Origin of the sequence: Aurantiacibacter sp. MUD11 (genome assembly GCF_026967575.1) — a bacterium.
Lineage (GTDB): Bacteria > Pseudomonadota > Alphaproteobacteria > Sphingomonadales > Sphingomonadaceae > Alteraurantiacibacter.
Genome location: NZ_CP114054.1, coordinates 2,172,864 through 2,189,562, shown reverse-complemented (window position 1 = coordinate 2,189,562; position 16,699 = coordinate 2,172,864). Strand labels below are relative to the sequence as shown.

16 protein-coding genes are annotated in these 16,699 nt (G+C 66.4%); 10 read left to right on the top strand and 6 right to left on the bottom strand.

What is annotated here, in order from left to right:
- Positions 1–3: 3 nt before the first annotated feature.
- The 8 genes from fghA (at position 4) to OZN62_RS10885 (ending at position 7,778) form a co-directional block, all read left to right on the top strand.
- Positions 4–843 carry an S-formylglutathione hydrolase gene (fghA, locus tag OZN62_RS10920; RefSeq protein ID WP_330848744.1) on the top strand — a complete coding sequence of 280 codons (840 nt, stop codon included), beginning with the start codon at positions 4–6 and terminating at the stop codon, positions 841–843.
- Positions 840–1,268, top strand: coding sequence for an NAD(P)H-dependent oxidoreductase subunit E (locus tag OZN62_RS10915; protein ID WP_269099755.1), 429 nt, complete (start codon positions 840–842; stop codon positions 1,266–1,268). Before fghA ends, OZN62_RS10915 begins: the two co-directional genes overlap by 4 nt.
- Positions 1,265–2,785: an NADH-ubiquinone oxidoreductase-F iron-sulfur binding region domain-containing protein gene (locus tag OZN62_RS10910; RefSeq protein ID WP_269099754.1), complete on the top strand. Its 1,521-nt coding sequence runs from the start codon at positions 1,265–1,267 to the stop codon at positions 2,783–2,785. Before OZN62_RS10915 ends, OZN62_RS10910 begins: the two co-directional genes overlap by 4 nt.
- A complete protein-coding gene (gene mobA / locus OZN62_RS10905) occupies positions 2,782–3,312 on the top strand; it encodes a molybdenum cofactor guanylyltransferase (RefSeq protein WP_269099753.1) in 531 nt (176 codons plus the stop codon). Before OZN62_RS10910 ends, mobA begins: the two co-directional genes overlap by 4 nt.
- A complete protein-coding gene (gene fdhF, locus OZN62_RS10900) occupies positions 3,302–6,157 on the top strand; it encodes a formate dehydrogenase subunit alpha (protein WP_269099752.1) in 2,856 nt (951 codons plus the stop codon). The genes mobA and fdhF overlap by 11 nt, the downstream gene beginning before the upstream one ends.
- Positions 6,154–6,438, top strand: a complete 285-nt coding sequence (locus OZN62_RS10895; protein ID WP_269099751.1) for a formate dehydrogenase subunit delta — start codon at positions 6,154–6,156, stop codon at positions 6,436–6,438. Before fdhF ends, OZN62_RS10895 begins: the two co-directional genes overlap by 4 nt.
- Positions 6,428–7,204, top strand: a complete 777-nt coding sequence (gene fdhD / locus OZN62_RS10890; RefSeq protein ID WP_269099750.1) for a formate dehydrogenase accessory sulfurtransferase FdhD — start codon at positions 6,428–6,430, stop codon at positions 7,202–7,204. Before OZN62_RS10895 ends, fdhD begins: the two co-directional genes overlap by 11 nt.
- Positions 7,205–7,292: 88 nt before the next feature.
- Positions 7,293–7,778, top strand: a complete 486-nt coding sequence (locus OZN62_RS10885) for a TVP38/TMEM64 family protein (protein ID WP_269099749.1) — start codon at positions 7,293–7,295, stop codon at positions 7,776–7,778.
- 1 nt (position 7,779) lies between these two features.
- On the opposite strand, the gene metW is transcribed toward OZN62_RS10885, so the two are convergent.
- Both metW and metX read right to left on the bottom strand, forming a co-directional pair.
- The gene (metW, locus tag OZN62_RS10880) at positions 7,780–8,385 is read right to left on the bottom strand and encodes a methionine biosynthesis protein MetW (protein WP_269099748.1); all 606 of its coding nucleotides are present in this window, start codon (positions 8,383–8,385) and stop codon (positions 7,780–7,782) included.
- A complete protein-coding gene (gene metX / locus OZN62_RS10875) occupies positions 8,382–9,485 on the bottom strand; it encodes a homoserine O-acetyltransferase MetX (RefSeq protein WP_269099747.1) in 1,104 nt (367 codons plus the stop codon). Before metX ends, metW begins: the two co-directional genes overlap by 4 nt.
- Before the next feature lie 107 nt (positions 9,486–9,592).
- Between metX and hisC the strand changes: the two genes are divergently transcribed.
- Together hisC and OZN62_RS10865 are read left to right on the top strand one after the other, a co-directional pair.
- Positions 9,593–10,675 (top strand): histidinol-phosphate transaminase, encoded by a 1,083-nt coding sequence (gene hisC, locus OZN62_RS10870; RefSeq protein WP_269102164.1) that lies wholly within the window; start codon positions 9,593–9,595, stop codon positions 10,673–10,675.
- Complete coding sequence (locus OZN62_RS10865) at positions 10,672–11,580, top strand: prephenate/arogenate dehydrogenase family protein (RefSeq protein ID WP_269099746.1); 909 nt, start codon at positions 10,672–10,674, stop codon at positions 11,578–11,580. The genes hisC and OZN62_RS10865 overlap by 4 nt, the downstream gene beginning before the upstream one ends.
- Positions 11,581–11,583: 3 nt before the next feature.
- Here the strand turns inward: OZN62_RS10865 and trxB are convergent, their stop codons facing one another.
- The 4 genes from trxB to OZN62_RS13975 all read right to left on the bottom strand — a co-directional run bounded on the left by trxB (position 11,584) and on the right by OZN62_RS13975 (position 16,274).
- The gene (gene trxB, locus OZN62_RS10860) at positions 11,584–12,555 is read right to left on the bottom strand and encodes a thioredoxin-disulfide reductase (protein ID WP_269099745.1); all 972 of its coding nucleotides are present in this window, start codon (positions 12,553–12,555) and stop codon (positions 11,584–11,586) included.
- A 76-nt stretch (positions 12,556–12,631) separates the two neighbouring features.
- Positions 12,632–14,488 (bottom strand): hypothetical protein, encoded by a 1,857-nt coding sequence (locus OZN62_RS10855; protein ID WP_269099744.1) that lies wholly within the window; start codon positions 14,486–14,488, stop codon positions 12,632–12,634.
- Positions 14,489–14,604: 116 nt separating this feature from the next.
- Positions 14,605–14,826, bottom strand: coding sequence for a hypothetical protein (locus OZN62_RS10850; protein WP_269099743.1), 222 nt, complete (start codon positions 14,824–14,826; stop codon positions 14,605–14,607).
- A 104-nt stretch (positions 14,827–14,930) separates the two neighbouring features.
- A complete protein-coding gene (locus tag OZN62_RS13975; protein ID WP_269102163.1) occupies positions 14,931–16,274 on the bottom strand; it encodes an autotransporter domain-containing protein in 1,344 nt (447 codons plus the stop codon).
- Between the last annotated feature and the right edge of the window lie 425 nt (positions 16,275–16,699).

Sequence of the window (16,699 nt, the reverse complement as noted above, 5' to 3'; positions counted from 1 at the left end):
TGAATGAGCATCGAAACGGTCAGCGAAACGAAGTGCTTCGGCGGCAAGCAGGGCGTGTACAAGCACGCCAGCGAAGCCACCGGCACGGACATGACCTTCGCGGTCTTCGTCCCCGAGCACACGCCGGGCGAGAAGCTGCCCGTGCTGTGGTGGCTGTCGGGCCTGACCTGCACGCATGAAAATGCGATGATCAAGTGCCACTACCACCAGGCCTGCGCCGAGCATGGCGTGATCTTCGTCGGCCCGGACACCAGCCCGCGCGGCGAGAGCGTGCCCGATGACGAGGCTTACGACTTCGGCCAGGGTGCCGGCTTCTACGTCAACGCGACACAAGACCCGTGGGCAAAGCACTTCCACATGCGCAGCTATGTCGAGGACGAACTGCCCGCGCTGGTGGCCAAGAACTTCCCCGTCGACATGGAACGGCAAGGCATTTCCGGCCACTCGATGGGCGGCCACGGCGCACTGACCGTATCGCTGCGCAATCCCGGACGCTTCCGCTCGACCAGCGCCTTTGCCCCCATCGTCAGCCCGCTGCACTGCCCTTGGGGCGAGAAGGCGCTGACCGGCTATATTGGCGATGACCGCCATGCCTGGCGCGAATACGATGCCTGCGCGCTGATTGCCGACGGCGCCCGCCTGCCCGACCTGCTGGTGGACCAGGGCCGCGCCGACGATTTCCTCGACGAACAGCTCAAGACGCACCTGCTGGAAGAAGCGGTGCGCGAGGCCGGGATGGATGCCACCATCCGCCTGCAGGAGGGTTACGACCACTCCTATTTCTTCGTTTCCACCTTCATTGCCGAGCATGTCGCCTGGCACGCAAAGAGGCTCAAAGCATGAGCGACAAATCCGACATCCTGGGCGACATCATCGCCCGCCACCACGAGAAGGAAGGCCCCTTGCTGCCGATCCTCAACGACGTACAGGCCGAATTCGGCTGCGTCGATGCGGAGAGCGAGGCGATGATCGCCAAGGGCCTGAACCTCAGCCGCGCCGACGTGCATGGCGTGGTCAGCTTCTATCACGACTACAAGAGCAAGGCCGACCCGCGCCCCGTCGTGCAGGTGTGCCGCGCAGAGGCCTGCAAGGCTCGCGGCGTCGAGAAGATAATCGACCACGCGAACAAGGCCGCCGGCGAACGGGTGAAGATCGAGACGGTTTACTGCCTCGGCCTCTGCAGTGCCGGTCCGGCCGCCCGCACGGGCGACGACCTGCACGTCCGCCTCGATGAAACCTCCATCGCCAAGCTGGTGGAAAGCGCATGACCCTCGTAAAGATTTCCGATGATGCCCTCGCCCGCGCGGCAGGTGCCGACAAGCTGGCCGCCGCCTTCGAAAAGAAGGGCTGCGAAGTGCACCGTACCTCCAGTTGGGGCATGCACTGGCTGGAGCCGCTGGTAGAGATCGACGGCAAGGGCTTCGGCCCGGCCACGCTCGACGATGTCGATGCCATCCTCGATGGTTCTTCCGACAAGGGCATCGGCGCGATTGCCGAACATCCCTTCATCGCCAGCCAGGTCCGCTACACTTTCGCCCGCGCCGGCAAGACCCGTCCGCTGAGCCTGGAAGACTACGAAGCGACCGGCGGCTGGGCAGGCCTGAAGCGGGCGCGCCAGATCGGCAGCGAGCAGATCGTGGCCGAAGTCACCGAGAGCGGCCTGCGCGGCCGTGGCGGTGCGGGCTTCCCCACCGGCATCAAGTGGGAAACCGTGCGCAAGGCGGCAGGCCCCCAGAAGTACATCGTCTGCAATGCCGACGAAGGCGACAGCGGCACCTTTGCCGACCGTGCCGTGATGGAAGGCGATCCCTTCGCCCTGATCGAAGGCATGGCGATTGCCGGTGAGGCCGTCGGCGCCACGCAGGGCTATGTCTACCTGCGCAGCGAATATCCCGATGCGATCCGCAAGATGAACGCCGCGCTGGAACTTTGCGAAGAGATCATCGCCCCGTTCAAGTGCGAAGTGCGCGTGGGTGCGGGTGCCTATGTCTGCGGCGAGGAGACCTCGCTGCTCAACAGTCTCGAAGGCAAGCGCGGCGAAGTGCGCGCCAAGCCGCCGCTGCCCGCGCTGGAAGGCTTCCTTGGCCGCCCGACCGTGGTCAACAACGTGCTCAGCCTGGCCGCCGTGCCGCACATCCTCACCGAAGGCGGCGCCGCTGCCTACAAGGATGCAGGGTTCGGCCGTTCGCGCGGCACCATGCCGATCCAGCTGGCCGGCAACATCAAGCATGGCGGCCTCTACGAGATCGGCTTCGGCATCACGCTGGGCGAGCTGGTCAATGAGATCGGCGGCGGCACCGCTTCGGGCCGTCCGGTCAAGGCGGTGCAGGTGGGCGGCCCGCTGGGCGCCTATATCCACCCCGACCAGTTCGATATCGTCTTCGACTACGAGACTTTCACTGAGGCCGATGCCCTGATTGGCCATGCCGGCGTGACCGTGTTCGACGATACCGCCGACATGCTGGAAATGGCCCGCTTCGCCATGCATTTCTGTGCCGAGGAAAGCTGCGGCAAGTGCACGCCCTGCCGCATCGGTGCCGTGCGCGGTACCGAGCTGCTGGACCGCATCCGCGAAGGTGGCCGCAAGCGCGACCGGATCGAGCTGGCTCCGCAGATGCACAATGCGCCCAAGGACGCCGGACGCGACACGGGTGACGAGATCGGCCTGCTGACCGACCTGTGCGAAACGATGAAGTTCGGCTCGCTCTGCGCGCTGGGCGGCTTCACCCCCTACCCGGTGATGAGCGCGCTCAAGCACTGGCCCGAGGACTTCACCAAGGCATGATCCTCGGCGCGGTCCTGGCGGGCGGCAAGTCCTCACGTTTCGGCAGCGACAAGGCGCTGGCCGAGCTGGGAGGGCATACGCTCATCAGCCGCGCAGTGGATGCCTTGTCCGGCTTCTGCGATCATGTGGTGGTGGTGGGCCGCGAAACCGCGCCGGCCCCGACCCTGCCCGACTGGCCGCGAGCCGACATGGGGCCGCTGGGCGGGATTGCCGCCGCCCTGCGCCATGCCGAGGACGAGGATTTCGACAGCGTGCTGACTTGCGGGGTCGATTCTGTCGACCTGCCCGACAGCCTCTTGTCGGATCTTTCACCACCCTCCGCTTATCTTGAAACGCAGCCCGTAATCGGGCATTGGAAAAGCAGCGCCGCATCGACGGTTTCGGCCATCCTCCAGAGTGAAGGACGCCACTCGATGCTCGCTTTTGCAAAGGCCGCCAATGCGCGGCCGGTAAGAGCGTCTTACGCGCCTGCAAACATAAATACGCCCGCAGACCTGGCGGCGATGGAGCAGACCAATGGGATATGAAGCCCCCAAGGATTTCGGAACTCCGGCTGTGGAGTCGGAAGAGAAAGTCACGCTGACCATTGACGGTCGCGAAGTCACCGTGCCCGCCGGCACCAGCGTGATGCGCGCGGCCTCGGTTTCGGGCGGCAAGATCCCCAAGCTGTGCGCCACCGACAACGTGAAGAGCTTCGGCTCGTGCCGGCTGTGCCTGGTGGAAATCGAAGGCGCCCGCGGTACGCCCGCCAGCTGCACCACGCCGGTTGCCGAAGGCATGGTGGTCAAGACGCAGACCCCGCGCCTCGAAAAGCTGCGCAAGGGCGTGATGGAGCTGTACATCTCCGACCACCCGCTGGACTGCCTCACCTGCTCCGCCAACGGCGATTGCGAACTGCAGGAAGAAGCCGCCAACGTCGGCCTGCGCGACGTGCGCTACGGCTATGAAGGGGCAAACCACCTCGGTCTCGAGACCGACACCTCCAACCCCTATTTCTCCTTCGACCCGTCGAAGTGCATCGTCTGCTCGCGCTGCGTGCGTGCCTGCTCCGAAGTGCAGGGCACCTTCGCGCTCACCATCGACGGTCGCGGCTTCGCCAGCATGGTCTCGGCCGGGCAGGACGAGGACAACTTCCTCTCCAGCGAATGCGTCAGCTGCGGCGCCTGTGTGCAGGCCTGCCCCACCGCCACGCTGCAGGAAAAGAGCGTCAAGGAAATCGGCCTGCCCGAACGCAGCGTCGTCACCACCTGCGCCTATTGCGGCGTCGGCTGCACCTTCCGCGCCGAAATGCGCGGCGAACAGCTGGTGCGCATGGTCCCCTACAAGGACGGCAAGGCCAACCGCGGCCACTCCTGCGTGAAGGGCCGCTTCGCCTATGGCTATGCCAACCACCAGGATCGCATCACCAGCCCGATGGTGCGCGATTCCATCGACCAGCCCTGGCGCGAAGTAAGCTGGGAAGAAGCGCTCGAATTCACCAGCAACAAGATCAAGGCGATCAAGGCCGAACATGGCCCGATGGCGCTGGGCGGCATCACCTCCAGCCGCTGCACCAACGAGGAAACCTTCCTCGTGCAGAAGCTGATCCGTGCCGTGTTCGGCTCGAACAACACCGATACCTGCGCCCGCGTCTGCCACTCGCCGACCGGCTACGGCCTGAAGACGACCTTCGGCACCAGCGCCGGCACGCAGGATTTCGACAGCGTGCAGCACGTCGACGTCGCGCTGGTGATCGGCGCCAACCCGACCGATGGCCACCCGGTCTTCGCCAGCCGCCTGAAGAAGCGCCTGCGCGAAGGTGCCAAGCTGATCGTCATCGACCCGCGCCGGATCGACCTGGTGCGCACCCCGCATGTCGAGGCCGCGCATCACCTGCCGCTGCAGCCGGGCACCAATGTCGCCGTGCTCACTGCCATGGCGCATGTCATCGTCACCGAAGGGCTGACCGACGACAAGTTCATCCAGGAGCGTTGCGAAGTCGACGCTTACGAGGAGTGGGCCCGCTTCGTTTCCGACGAGCGGCATTCGCCCGAAACGCTGGAGCCGGTCACCCGGGTTCCGGCCGAAGACCTGCGCGCCGCCGCTCGCCTCTACGCCACCGGTGGCAATGCGGCGATCTACTACGGCCTCGGCGTGACCGAGCACTCGCAGGGCTCGTCGACCGTGATGGCCATCGCCAACCTCGCCATGTGCACCGGCAACATCGGTCGCCCGGGCGTGGGCGTGAACCCGCTGCGCGGCCAGAACAACGTGCAGGGCGCCTGCGACATGGGTTCGTTCCCGCACGAACTGCCCGGCTATCGCCACCTGTCGGACGGTGCCACGCGCGAACTGTTCGAGAAGGACTGGGGCGTCTCGATCGACCCGAACCCGGGCCTGCGCATCAACAACATGCTCGATGCCGCCGTCGATGGCACCTTCAAGGCCATCTACATCCAGGGCGAGGACATCCTGCAGTCAGATCCGAACACCCAGCACGTGGCCGACGGCCTGTCCGCCATGGAATGCGTGATCGTGCACGACCTCTTCCTCAACGAGACGGCCAACTACGCGCACGTCTTCCTGCCGGGTTCCACCTTCCTCGAGAAGAACGGCACCTTCACCAATGCCGAGCGCCGCATCCAGCCGGTGCGCAAGGTGATGGAACCGGCCAACGGCTACGAGGACTGGGAAGTCACCCAGCTGCTCGCCAATGCGCTTGGCGCTGGCTGGAACTACAGCCACCCGAAGGAAATCCTGGCCGAAATCGCCCGCCTCACCGGCAGCTTCGCCGGCGTCAGCTGGGAGATGCTGCAGGAACGCGGCAGCGTGCAGTGGCCGGTCAACGAGAAGCATCCGGACGGCTCGCCCGTCATGCACATCGAGGGCTTCGTGCGCGGCAAGGGGCTGTTCGTGGTCACCGACTACGTCCCCACCGACGAGAAGACCGGGCCGCGCTTCCCGCTGCTGCTCACCACCGGCCGTATCCTCAGCCAGTACAACGTCGGTGCGCAGACGCGGCGCACGGCGAACACCGTCTGGCACCCGGAAGACCTGCTGGAAATGCACCCGGTCGATGCCGAGAACCGCGGCTTGAAGGACGGCGACTGGACCAAGCTGGCCAGCCGCACCGGCGAGACGACGCTGCGGGTGAAGGTTACCGATCGCGTGGCTCCGGGCGTGGTCTACACCACCTTCCACCACCCGGCGACGCAGGCCAACGTGGTCACCACCGACTTCTCCGACTGGGCAACCAACTGCCCGGAATACAAGGTGACGGCGGTGCAGGTGACGCCTTCCAACGGTCCGACCGACTGGCAGGAAGACTATGCCGAGCTGGCCGAACGCAGCCGCCGCATTGCCGGTGAAGACGAAATGGAGCCGGCCGAGTGAGCAAGGATACCCAAGCCACGCTGGTGCGTTTCGCCAACCAGATCGCCAAGAACTTCGTCGCCATCGGCCACGACAAGGCGGTACTGGCGACGGCCGACCATATCGAAAGCTTCTGGGATCCCCGGATGAAGAAGGCCATCTTCACCGGCGATCGCAGTGGCCTGGACGATATCGCCGCCGAAGCGATCGAGCACCTGCTCGAAAAGGGCCACCCCGGCACGCAGACCCGCGCCACGGACTTCTCCAAGCACGGCGGGCTGCACAACTCGGATGCCGGATAAGCCCATCGAAGTCCGCAAGGACGGCACGTCGCGCCCGGCGGAGCGCAGCTGGGTGCCCGAGGTTCCTGTCGCGCTGGAATACAACGGCCTGTCCTATGCGGTGATGATGGCAACGCCATCGGACCTGGAGGACTTCGCGCGCGGGTTCGCGCTGACCGAAGGGCTGGCCAAGGCCCCCTCGGACATTTCGGACATCGCCATTGCCGAAGTCGAACACGGCTGGATCGCCCGTGCGCAATTGACCGGCCTCGGCATCGACAAGCTGACCGAGCGGGTGCGGGCACGCGTGGCGGAATCGAGCTGCGGCCTGTGCGGAATCGAAAACCTCGAAGCGGTGTCGCAGCCGCTGCCCAGGGTACCCACGCACAGTGCGGTTGACCCGCAAGCCATCTTTGCCGCCCTGGCCAAGCTGCGCGAGCACCAGCCGCTCACCCGCGAGACGGGGGCTGCCCATGCCGCAGCCTTCTGCGCGCCCGATGGCGCCATCATGCACGCGCGCGAGGATGTCGGGCGGCACAATGCCATGGACAAGCTTGTCGGCGCGCTGGCTGCGGCAGGGCAGGATGCGAGCGCAGGCTTCATCCTTTCCAGCGCGCGCTGCTCGTACGAGATCGTCGAGAAGGCCGTGCGCGCCGGGGCGACGCGACTGGTCACCATCTCGCTGCCTACCAGTATGGCGGTTGAGCGGGCAAAGGCAGCGGGCCTCAGCCTGTGGTGCCTGGCCCGCGACGACAGCGTGCTTTGCGTCAACGATGGCGCTGCATGACGCTGCCTGTGCCGAGCGTCACGGCAACCGAATAGCAGTAAAGAATATATAGCTTGGAACCGGTTCGGGAATTCGACACTAGGTAAGCATGGATGCGTTCGTCTCCTCAATCCTGCCCATGAGCATGCTGGAAAGCATCGCCGCGACGCCGTTCGGCCCGCTGGCGCTGCCCGCGCTGCTGGCCACGGTGACCGCGTCGCTGGTCGCTTTCTCGGTGCCGGGCGCGGTGAACGCCATGTCGTTCCTCAGCGGACTGGTACTGGGCGTGGCCGGAATCCTCGTCGTCTCGCTTGGTGTCCTGGCTGGCAGCCACCTGCTGTTCCTCGTCACCCGCCGTTGGTTGGGCGAGCGGATGCAGCGCCAGTTCGGCGAGCGCCTGCAGGGCGTGCAGGAGCACCTGGCGCGCAAGGGTCCGATCTATGTCGTCGGGGCAAGGCTGGGCGCAGTGCCGCATGCCGTCGTTACCGCAGGCTGTGCCGCCACCCCGATCAGCGCCCGCGCCTTCCTCGCCGCCAGCCTGCTGGGCATGCTTCCCGGAATCTGTCTCGCCGTACTGGCGGGATCGGCCATCTAGCCTAGCGGCTCAGTTGAAATACCGCGTGCTCGGCGCGCCAGTTCGCGCTCGTGCCGCCGATTTCCTTGCCGTTTGCGAAGAACCAGCTGCCCTCCACCTTCACGCCCTTTTGCGCGATCAGGTGGCGGAAGTCGTCCACCGTCAGGTGGTGGATGTTCTGCGTTTCGTACCAGCTCACCGGCAGGTGCCGCGTCACCGGCATGCGGCCGTTGACCAGCAGCGACAGGCGCATGCGCCAGTAGGCGAAATTGGGGAAGCTGACGAAAGCCTGGCCACCGATCCGTAGCAGCTGGTCGAGCAGCCACTCGGGACGCTCGGCCGTCTGCAGCGTCTGGCTGAGGATAGCGACGTCGAAGGCCTTGTCCGGATAGTCGGCAAGGTCGCGGTTGGCATCGCCCTGCACCACGGAAAGCCCGCGTGACACGGCCTTGGCCACTGCTTCCGGGTCGATCTCCATGCCGCGCGCGTCGCAACCCTTCTGCGATTGCAGCGCCTCCATCAGGTCGCCCTCGCCACAGCCGACATCGAGCACGCGCGAGCCGGAGGGAACGAGGTACGCGATCTTGGCAAGGTCGGGGCGCAGGTCGAAGGTGACGGGCTTGGTCATCCGAGGAAGCCCTCCACCACGCGGTCCAGCGCAGGCACGTCGAGCAGGAAGCTGTCGTGGCCATACGGCGCGCTCAGTTCAACGAAGCTGACCGGCGCGGCGACCGCGTTCAGCGCATGCACCACCTCGCGCATGTCGGCGGTGGTATAGAGCCAGTCGGTATCGAAGCTGACGAGGCAGAAGCGCGTGTCCTTGGCCCCCGCGAAGGCATCGGCCAGCAGACCGTCCGCTTCCTCGGCCAGGTCGAAATAGTCCATGGCGCGGGTGATGTAGAGATAGCTGTTGGCATCGAAGCGGTCGGTGAAGCTGATGCCCTGGTGGCGCAGGTAGCTTTCCACCTGGAAATCGGCATCGAAGCCGAAGCTCTTGGCCTCGCGATCCTGCAGCCGGCGGCCGAATTTCTCGGTCAGCCCTTCTTCGGAAAGATAGGTGATATGCGCCGCCATGCGGGCCACGGCCAGCCCCTTGTCCGGGCTATTGCCATCGTAATAGTCGCCGCCGCGCCAGTTGGGATCGGCCATGATCGCCTGCCGCCCCATCTCGTGGAAGGCGATGTTCTGCGCCGAGTGGCGGGCCGTGGTGGCAATCGCCAGCACGCGTCCGGTCCGCTCCGGGAAATTGGCCGCGCAGGACAGCGCCTGCATCCCGCCCATGGACCCGCCGACGACCGCGTGCAGCCGCTCGATTCCCAGCGCATCGAGCAGGCGTATCTGCGCACGCACCATGTCGCGAATGGTGATGACCGGGAACTGCATGGCGTAAGGCGTGCCATCTGCGCTGCTGCTGGCGGGGCCGGTGGAGCCCATGCAGCTGCCGATCACGTTGGCGCAGATCACGTGGAAACGATCCGTATCGATGGGCTTGCCGGGACCGACCATGCGTTCCCACCAGCCGGGCTTGCCGGTGACGGGATGGGTGCTGGCGAGAAACTGGTCCCCCGTCAGCGCATGGAACACCATCACCGCGTTGGACTTGTCCGCCGCCAGCTCGCCGTAGGTTTCATAGGCGATTTCGACGCCCGCAAGCTCGCGCCCGCTGTCGAGGTGCAGCGGGGTATCGAGCTTCAGCGAGCGAAAGGAAGTTGCGCTGGATGGGGCCATGGTTTTCGCAAAGCGACTTGGGCGACGCTTTGCAGGCTGTCAATCGTCGTTAAGGGCCGCTATGCGCCCTTTCCGTGACCAAGGAAAGCGCCTCCGACCGCCCCGTGATGAAGCCCTATGTGGCTGCAATCCATGCCTATGTGCCTGGCAAGGCAAAGGCAGCGGATGGCAAGCCGCTGGTGAAGCTGTCCGCCAACGAAAACCCGCTGGGCACATCGCCGCAGGCGCTGGCGGCGCTGGAGGGCACGGGCCAGCCGCAATTCTACCCCGACCCGGACTCGACGCAGCTGCGCGCCGCCCTTGGCGAGCTGCACGGAATCGACCCTGCACGCATTGTCTGCGGCACCGGATCGGACGAACTGCTGAACCTCGCCGCGCAGGCCTTCGCCGGGCCGGGCGACAGCATCATCCACGTGCGCTACGGATTTTCCGTCTACGACATCGCCACGCGCCGCTGCGGGGCGGAGGTGGTCGTTGCGCCGGACGCCGATTACGGCACCGATGTGGATGCCCTGCTGAAGCTGGTGGACGAGACCACCAAGGTTGTCTTCCTCGCCAATCCGAACAATCCCACCGGCACCTACATGCCGCGCGCCGAAGTTGAGCGCCTGCATGCGGGCCTGCCGCCGCATGTGCTGCTCGTGCTGGATCAGGCCTATGCCGAATATGTCGCGCCGGGGATGGACGATGGCGGGATGGAGCTGGCGGCGAGCGCCGAGAACGTGCTGGTCACCCGCACCTTCTCCAAGATCTACGGCCTTGCCGGCGAACGGATCGGCTGGGCGACCGGCGCGCCGCACCTTGTCGACGCCCTGAACCGCATCCGGGGCCCCTTCAACGTCACCGGCAGCGGCCAGCGCGCTGCCGTCGCGGCACTGGCGGACCAGGACTTCGTGGAGCGTAGCCGCGAGCACAATGCCAGGGCCCGCGCCGCCTTCGTCGCGGCGGTGGAGGCGCTGGGCAACCACGGCCTCTCGGTCGTGCCGAGCGAGACCAATTTCGTGCTGGTGCTGTTCGAAGGTGGCGTAAGCGCCGAGGCGGCGCAGGCCGCCATCGCCGATGCCGGCTATGCCGTGCGCCACCTGCCGGGACAGGGCCTGCCGCAGGCGCTGCGCATCACCATCGGCACCGACGCGCAGATGGACGAAGTCGCCAGCGTGCTGCGCCAGCTGTGCGAGGCGGCACAATGAGCTTCAACCACGTCGCCATCATCGGCCTCGGCCTCCTGGGCGGTTCGATCGGCCTCGCCGTGCAGGAACACCTGCCCGGGGTCGCCACCAGCGGCTTCGATGCCGATCCCGAAGTGCGCGACAAGGCCCGCGAGCTGGGTCTGGTCGGCACGGTCAGCGAAAACGCCGCCGATGCCGTGCGCGGGGCCGACCTCGTCATCCTCTGCGTGCCGGTCGGCGCCATGGGCTCCGCGGCGGCGGCCGTCGCTCCGGGCCTGGGGGAAAACGTGGTCATCAGCGACGTCGGCTCATCCAAGCTGACCGTGTCGCGCGGGCTGGCCGCGGCCCTGCCACGTCACACGATCATCCCCGCCCACCCCGTCGCGGGGACGGAGCAATCTGGTCCGGAAGCAGGCTTCGCCACGCTGTTCCACCACCGCTGGTGCATCATCACACCGTCGGAGGACGCGCCCGCCGACAAGGTGGAGGCACTCTCCGCGTTCTGGGAAGCGCTGGGCTCGACCGTCGAGATCATGGATGCCGAGCACCATGACCTGGTACTGGCCGTTACCAGCCACATCCCCCACCTGATCGCCTACACCATCGTCGGCACCGCCAGCGACCTGGAAGAGGTGACGCGGGGCGAGGTGATCAAGTACTCTGCCGGCGGCTTCCGCGATTTCACCCGCATTGCCGCATCAGACCCAACCATGTGGCGCGATGTCTTCCTCAACAATCGCGAGGCGGTGCTGGAAATGATGGACCGCTTCCTGTCGGACCTCGCCCTGATGCGCGAAGCCATTCGCGCGGGAGACGGCGAAACCATGTTCGACCTGTTCAGCAAGACCCGCGCGATCCGTCGCCGGATCGTCGAGCAAGGCCAGGACGACGCACGGCCGGACTTCGGCCGCCACGATCACGAGTAAGAACTACTCCGCCGCGGCGGTTTCCTTGGCGGCGTGTTCCAGCGTCGCAAGGAAGCGTTCGGCATCCAGCGCGGCCATGCAGCCGGTGCCCGCCGCCGTCACCGCCTGGCGATAGGTGTGGTCCATCACGTCGCCGCAGGCAAAGACGCCGGGGATGGCAGTCTTGGGCGTGCCGGGTTCGACCACCAGGTAGCCGCCCGCATCCATCTCCAGCTTGCCCTTGAACAGCTCGGTCGCCGGGGCGTGGCCGATGGCAACGAAGGCCCCGTCGCACTCCAGCGTCGACTTCTCGCCGGTGACGGTATCGACCAGCTCGAGGTGGTGCAGCTTGCCGTCCTCGCCCGCCACGAAGCGCTCGACGGTCTTGTTCCAGAGCGGCGTGATCTTCTCGTTGGCGAACAGGCGATCCTGTAGGATCTTCTCGCTGCGTAGCTCGTCGCGGCGGTGGATCAAGGTCACGTCGTCGGAATGGTTGGTAAGGTAGAGCGCCTCTTCCACGGCGGTATTGCCGCCGCCGATCACGGCCACCTTCTTGCCGCGATAGAAGAACCCGTCGCAGGTGGCGCAGGCTGAAACGCCCTTGCCGCCCAGTTCCTGTTCGCCGGGCACGCCCAGCCACTTGGCCTGCGCGCCCGTGGCGATCACCAGCACGTCGCCGATGTATTCGTCACCGCTGTCACCCACGGCGCGGAAGGGGCTGCCGCCCTCGAGGTCCACCTCGACGATGGTGTCCCACATCATGCGCGTGCCGACATGTTCGGCCTGCTTCTGCATCTGTTCCATCAGCCACGGGCCCTGGATCACGTCGGCAAAGCCGGGATAGTTCTCGACATCGGTGGTGATGGTCAGCTGGCCGCCGGGTTGCAGGCCCTGCACGACGATGGGCTCCATCCCCGCGCGCGCGCCATAGATGGCGGCGGAATAGCCGGCAGGGCCGGAGCCGATGATGAGCATGCGGGTGCGATGGGTGGTCATGTAACGTCTCGATTCGCTGGTGGAGCGACCGAGTTAGGAACCCCGCCGATTCGGTTCAAGCGAAGCCGCTGGCTTCTCAACCGTCCCAACCGCTTCCCTGACCAAAGGGGACGCGCACCACCAGTTCCTCCGACGTCGCAGCGTTGCCGTGCGCCAGCTTCACCAGCCGGGCGTGCAGGTCCGTCCAGGGTGAGGAGCGCGGGTGGCGGTGCTCTTCGGCAAAGCTGCCCACGCCCGAATTAGACCACAGCGACAGGCCGAGGCCGAGGCCGCGCGCCTCGTCCACCAGCCACGGGCGCATCCCGCCATAGACTAGGCCTGCATGCAGGGCGGCAAGGTCGTCCACCGCATGGCCGTTCACCCGGTCATTGCCGGTCGCTTCCATGTCGCGCACCGCGCTTTCCAGCGCCAGCCGGTCGGCCGGGGTCGGCGCGCGGAACACGTCGGGCGTGCCGGTGTAGCCCTCGGCCAGAACGTCGCGCACCAGCGGCGGCCAGAACATGGTGTAGGTCGCCTCCGCAAGGTCGCGCCCTTGCGAGGGTGCCTGCGGGCGGCCCGTCACCGTTTCCAGCTCGGTGATGAGGCCATCGACCATCTTCCAGCGCAGCGCCATCTGCGCGAACAGGCCGCGCTCGTCGATCGCGCCCATCCAGCCGCCTTGCCCGCTTGCCGGATCGGCAAGGTGCACCTGCCAGTCGCGCTTGCCGTCGAAGGTCCACCAGTTGCCGGTGCCAAGTTTCACCGGAACGCCGTTCTCGGTGTAACGCGCATCATGCGCCAGCGGCAGGTCGCAAGGGCAGTTGCGCGCCATGGCGTCGACAATCCGGTCGGTCAGCGCGTCGTGCTCTGCCGGGGTGGCCACGCGTGCCGGCTGCGCAGCGGGCTTGGCCGGCGTGTAGTCGAGGCTGACCGTCATGCTGCTGCCGGGGAAGACGTGCCGGGTGCCGAAAGGCACTTCGATGAAGGTCATCTCGACATAGCGGAAGCTGCCGTTGATGATCTTGAAGCCTTCGTTCGCATGGTGGCTGCGCGGCGTGCGGAAGTAGGGCGGCAAGTCCCACACGGTGCCGTCGTCGAAGTTGATCGTCTCCAGCGCGCCGTCGAAATCGTAGAAGCCGCTGCCCAGCACCGCGCCGCGCTCCACGTCCACCACCAGCGTCTTGCGGTCGCGGATCTTGGTGACGAAGGCCATCAGTCCCAGCTCGTACTGCGCCTTGGCCTCCAGCGTGATGAAGCGGGTGGTGGCATCGGAATGGCCGTAATTCTCCACTTGTGGCTGGGCCACTGTGGGGCGGGCATGTTCGATCCGCTCGCAATCGGGGCGGAAAGGGTAGACGCCTGCGCCGTCGTTGCGCTCCAGGGCCTGGAAATACATCCAGCTGACCGCCTGCAGTGCCTCGTGGCTCTGCCGCTGGGCAGGCGGGATCGGCTCCAGCCAGACCGGGTCGGGCGCGCCCAGCCGTTCGTAGGCGGCGGCACCGTTGGGATCACGGGCGATGAACTGTTCAGCCTCGGTGATGCGGTGGTCCGCGTCCACCTTCAGCCGCAGCACGAAGACGCAGCCGCCACCTTGTTCGTAGCTGTTCGCGACCAGCCCCACTTCGCCATGCTGCGGATCGGCGTAGTAGTGCTTGTAGCTGCCGAAACGCGTGGTCGTCTTCCACGCGGCCTCGCCCAACGGCAGCACCTGGTCGTTCTCGGCAAAGATGCACTCGGGGTGGAACGGTGCGCGTGCGGGATCGCCCGCCACCAGCGCCGCGCAATAAGCATCGCAGATCGCTTCGAGCTGCTCGCGCGTAGCGACGATGGGCGTCTCCTCCACCCAGGGCTCGGCAGACGAGCTGGCGGAACCCTGCGCCATGGCCGGACCGGTGACGGCTCCGGCAGCGGCGGCGGCCCCGCCCACCAGCAAAGAACGGCGTGCAACTTTCATGATGTCTCTCCCCTCGGGCAGGGAGACTAGGTCGAATGGGCTGCGAGTCCAGCGCCCAGATGCAAAGAGCAGCCCTTTATGGACTGCTCTTCACATTTGCGAATTTCTGGCCCGTGTCAGGTGCTTGCGGAGGGGTCTTCCGGGGCCTTGCCCTTGTCCGACAGCTTCTTCGCCAGGTAGCCACCACCGGCCAGTGCCAGCAACACGGGTAGGCGCAGGCGGCTGACCACAGGCACGGCGAGCGCCCCGAGTACGGCTCCGGTCGCACCGCCGAACTTGCGGGTTTCCTTGCTGAGCGCAGCGCCAACACCGGCGCCGATTAGCTTGCCAATCATCATGTATCTCCTTTGCTCGATAAACCCGCAAGAGCCGGGCCAGGTTCCGAAAGCAAAAGGGCCGGGATCGCTCCCGGCCCTTCCATCTTGGCGCGTGCTGAGAGCGCTTACATGCCCGATCCCGGGCCGTAGGTGATCTCGACACGGCGGTTCTGCAGTTCGCGCACACCGTCGGCGGTCGGCACGCGGGGCATGCTCTCGCCGAAAGCCTCGGTGGAGATGCGGGCTGCCGGGACGCCACGTGCGGTGAGGTAGTCCTGCACCGAGGCGTTGCGGCGTGCCGCCAGGCCCATGTTGTACTCCTCGCTGCCCGAACGGTCGGTGTGACCGGCCAGCATGATGGCAGCGGTACCGCAGTCGCCATAGGCCGTGATCGCGCTGTTCAGCACCGTGGCTGCTTCCGGCGTGATGTCCGACTTATCCCAATCGAAGAACACGATGTAGGGACCCTGCTCGCACACCGGTGCCGGCGGGGGAGGCGGCGGCGGCGGGGGCGGCGGCGGGGGAGGCGGAGGCGGCGGAGGCGGAGGCGGCGGGGGCGGCGGCGGGGGAGCCGGCTCCTCGCCACCAAAGCCGATCCGCAGCGTCAGCCCGCCCGAGTGCACCTGGTGCTGGTCGCCGATCCAGCCCTCGTAATCGAGGCGCAGCGAGGCATTCTCGCCCAGCCCGAAGGCAAGGCCCAGCCCCGCGGTGATGGCATCCTCGTCACGCTGCGGGCCAAGGATCGAGAAGGTCGACCCCGGCTGCGCGGCGTAGGAGGCGAGGAAGCTGGTCGGGGCATCCTCGAACTGGTGACGCCAGCCGACGCGCGCTTCGGGGAAGAAGTCGCCCATCGGCAGGCCCAGCTTCAGGCCGACCTCACCGGTGGCATAGTCGTCCTCGGCATCATAGACGACGAGGTTGCCGCCGGTCGGGCCGCTTTCCGTGAAGCCTTCCAGCTCGGCCGAGACATAGTCGAGCGCGGCATAGGGCGTGAGCGTTGCCTCACCCAGCGGCAGGCGATAGCCGATCTCCGCGCCGGCGGCCCAGATGTTGGCATCGGGCTGCGCGACGGCCGCACCGGTGATGTTGCCCACCACGATCGTGCGGGTGGCATCGCCGCTCAGCTCGGAATAGCTGACCGCACCGCGGAGGTAGAAGGTGCCCGGATCGTAGGCAGCATAACCGCCGACCTGGAAACCGTCCGCATCCAGCTGTCCGCCCCACAGGTCGAACTCGGCCTCGTTCTGGACGTAACCACCGCCCAGGCCGATCACGCCGTGCTCACCGACGGTGAAGTCGAAACCACCAGCGATGTAGAGCTGCTCGCCATTCAGGCCAGTCGCATCCTGTGCCGGATCGGTGTCGATGTCCTCCTTGGCATAGTTGGCGGTCGCCCAGATGCCGACGCTGCTATCGCGGCGGCAGGACAGCGTGCCGTCGGCCAGTTCCAGCGCGGCGCAGCCGCCCATGTCGGACAACAGGCCGTTGAAGCGGGCACCCATCCAGCCGAGCGACTGGAGGTAGGTCGCATATTGCGCCCCGTGGATGCTGCTGAGTGCCGAGCCGTAGGTGCCGACATCGCTCATCAGGAACATCTCGGCCAGCATGTCAGCGAAGTCACCGGTCAGCATGGGGGAGTAGACGCCCTCGATGCCGTTGGCGGCCGACTGCTGGTTCGGGTTCAGCCCGAAGCCGGAGTCACCGAAGGGGATCCGCGTCAGCGACAGGTCGACATTGTCGGCATCGTCATAGGTGACCGCCGGATCGAGGAAGATCGAGCCGGTATCCGTCGTCACCGAAGCGAAGGCACCCGACAGCGACACTGCGTCGATGATGTCGTTGAAGACATAGAGATCATCGAACAGGCCGTTCGGCGTATTCACGTCGAGGACCA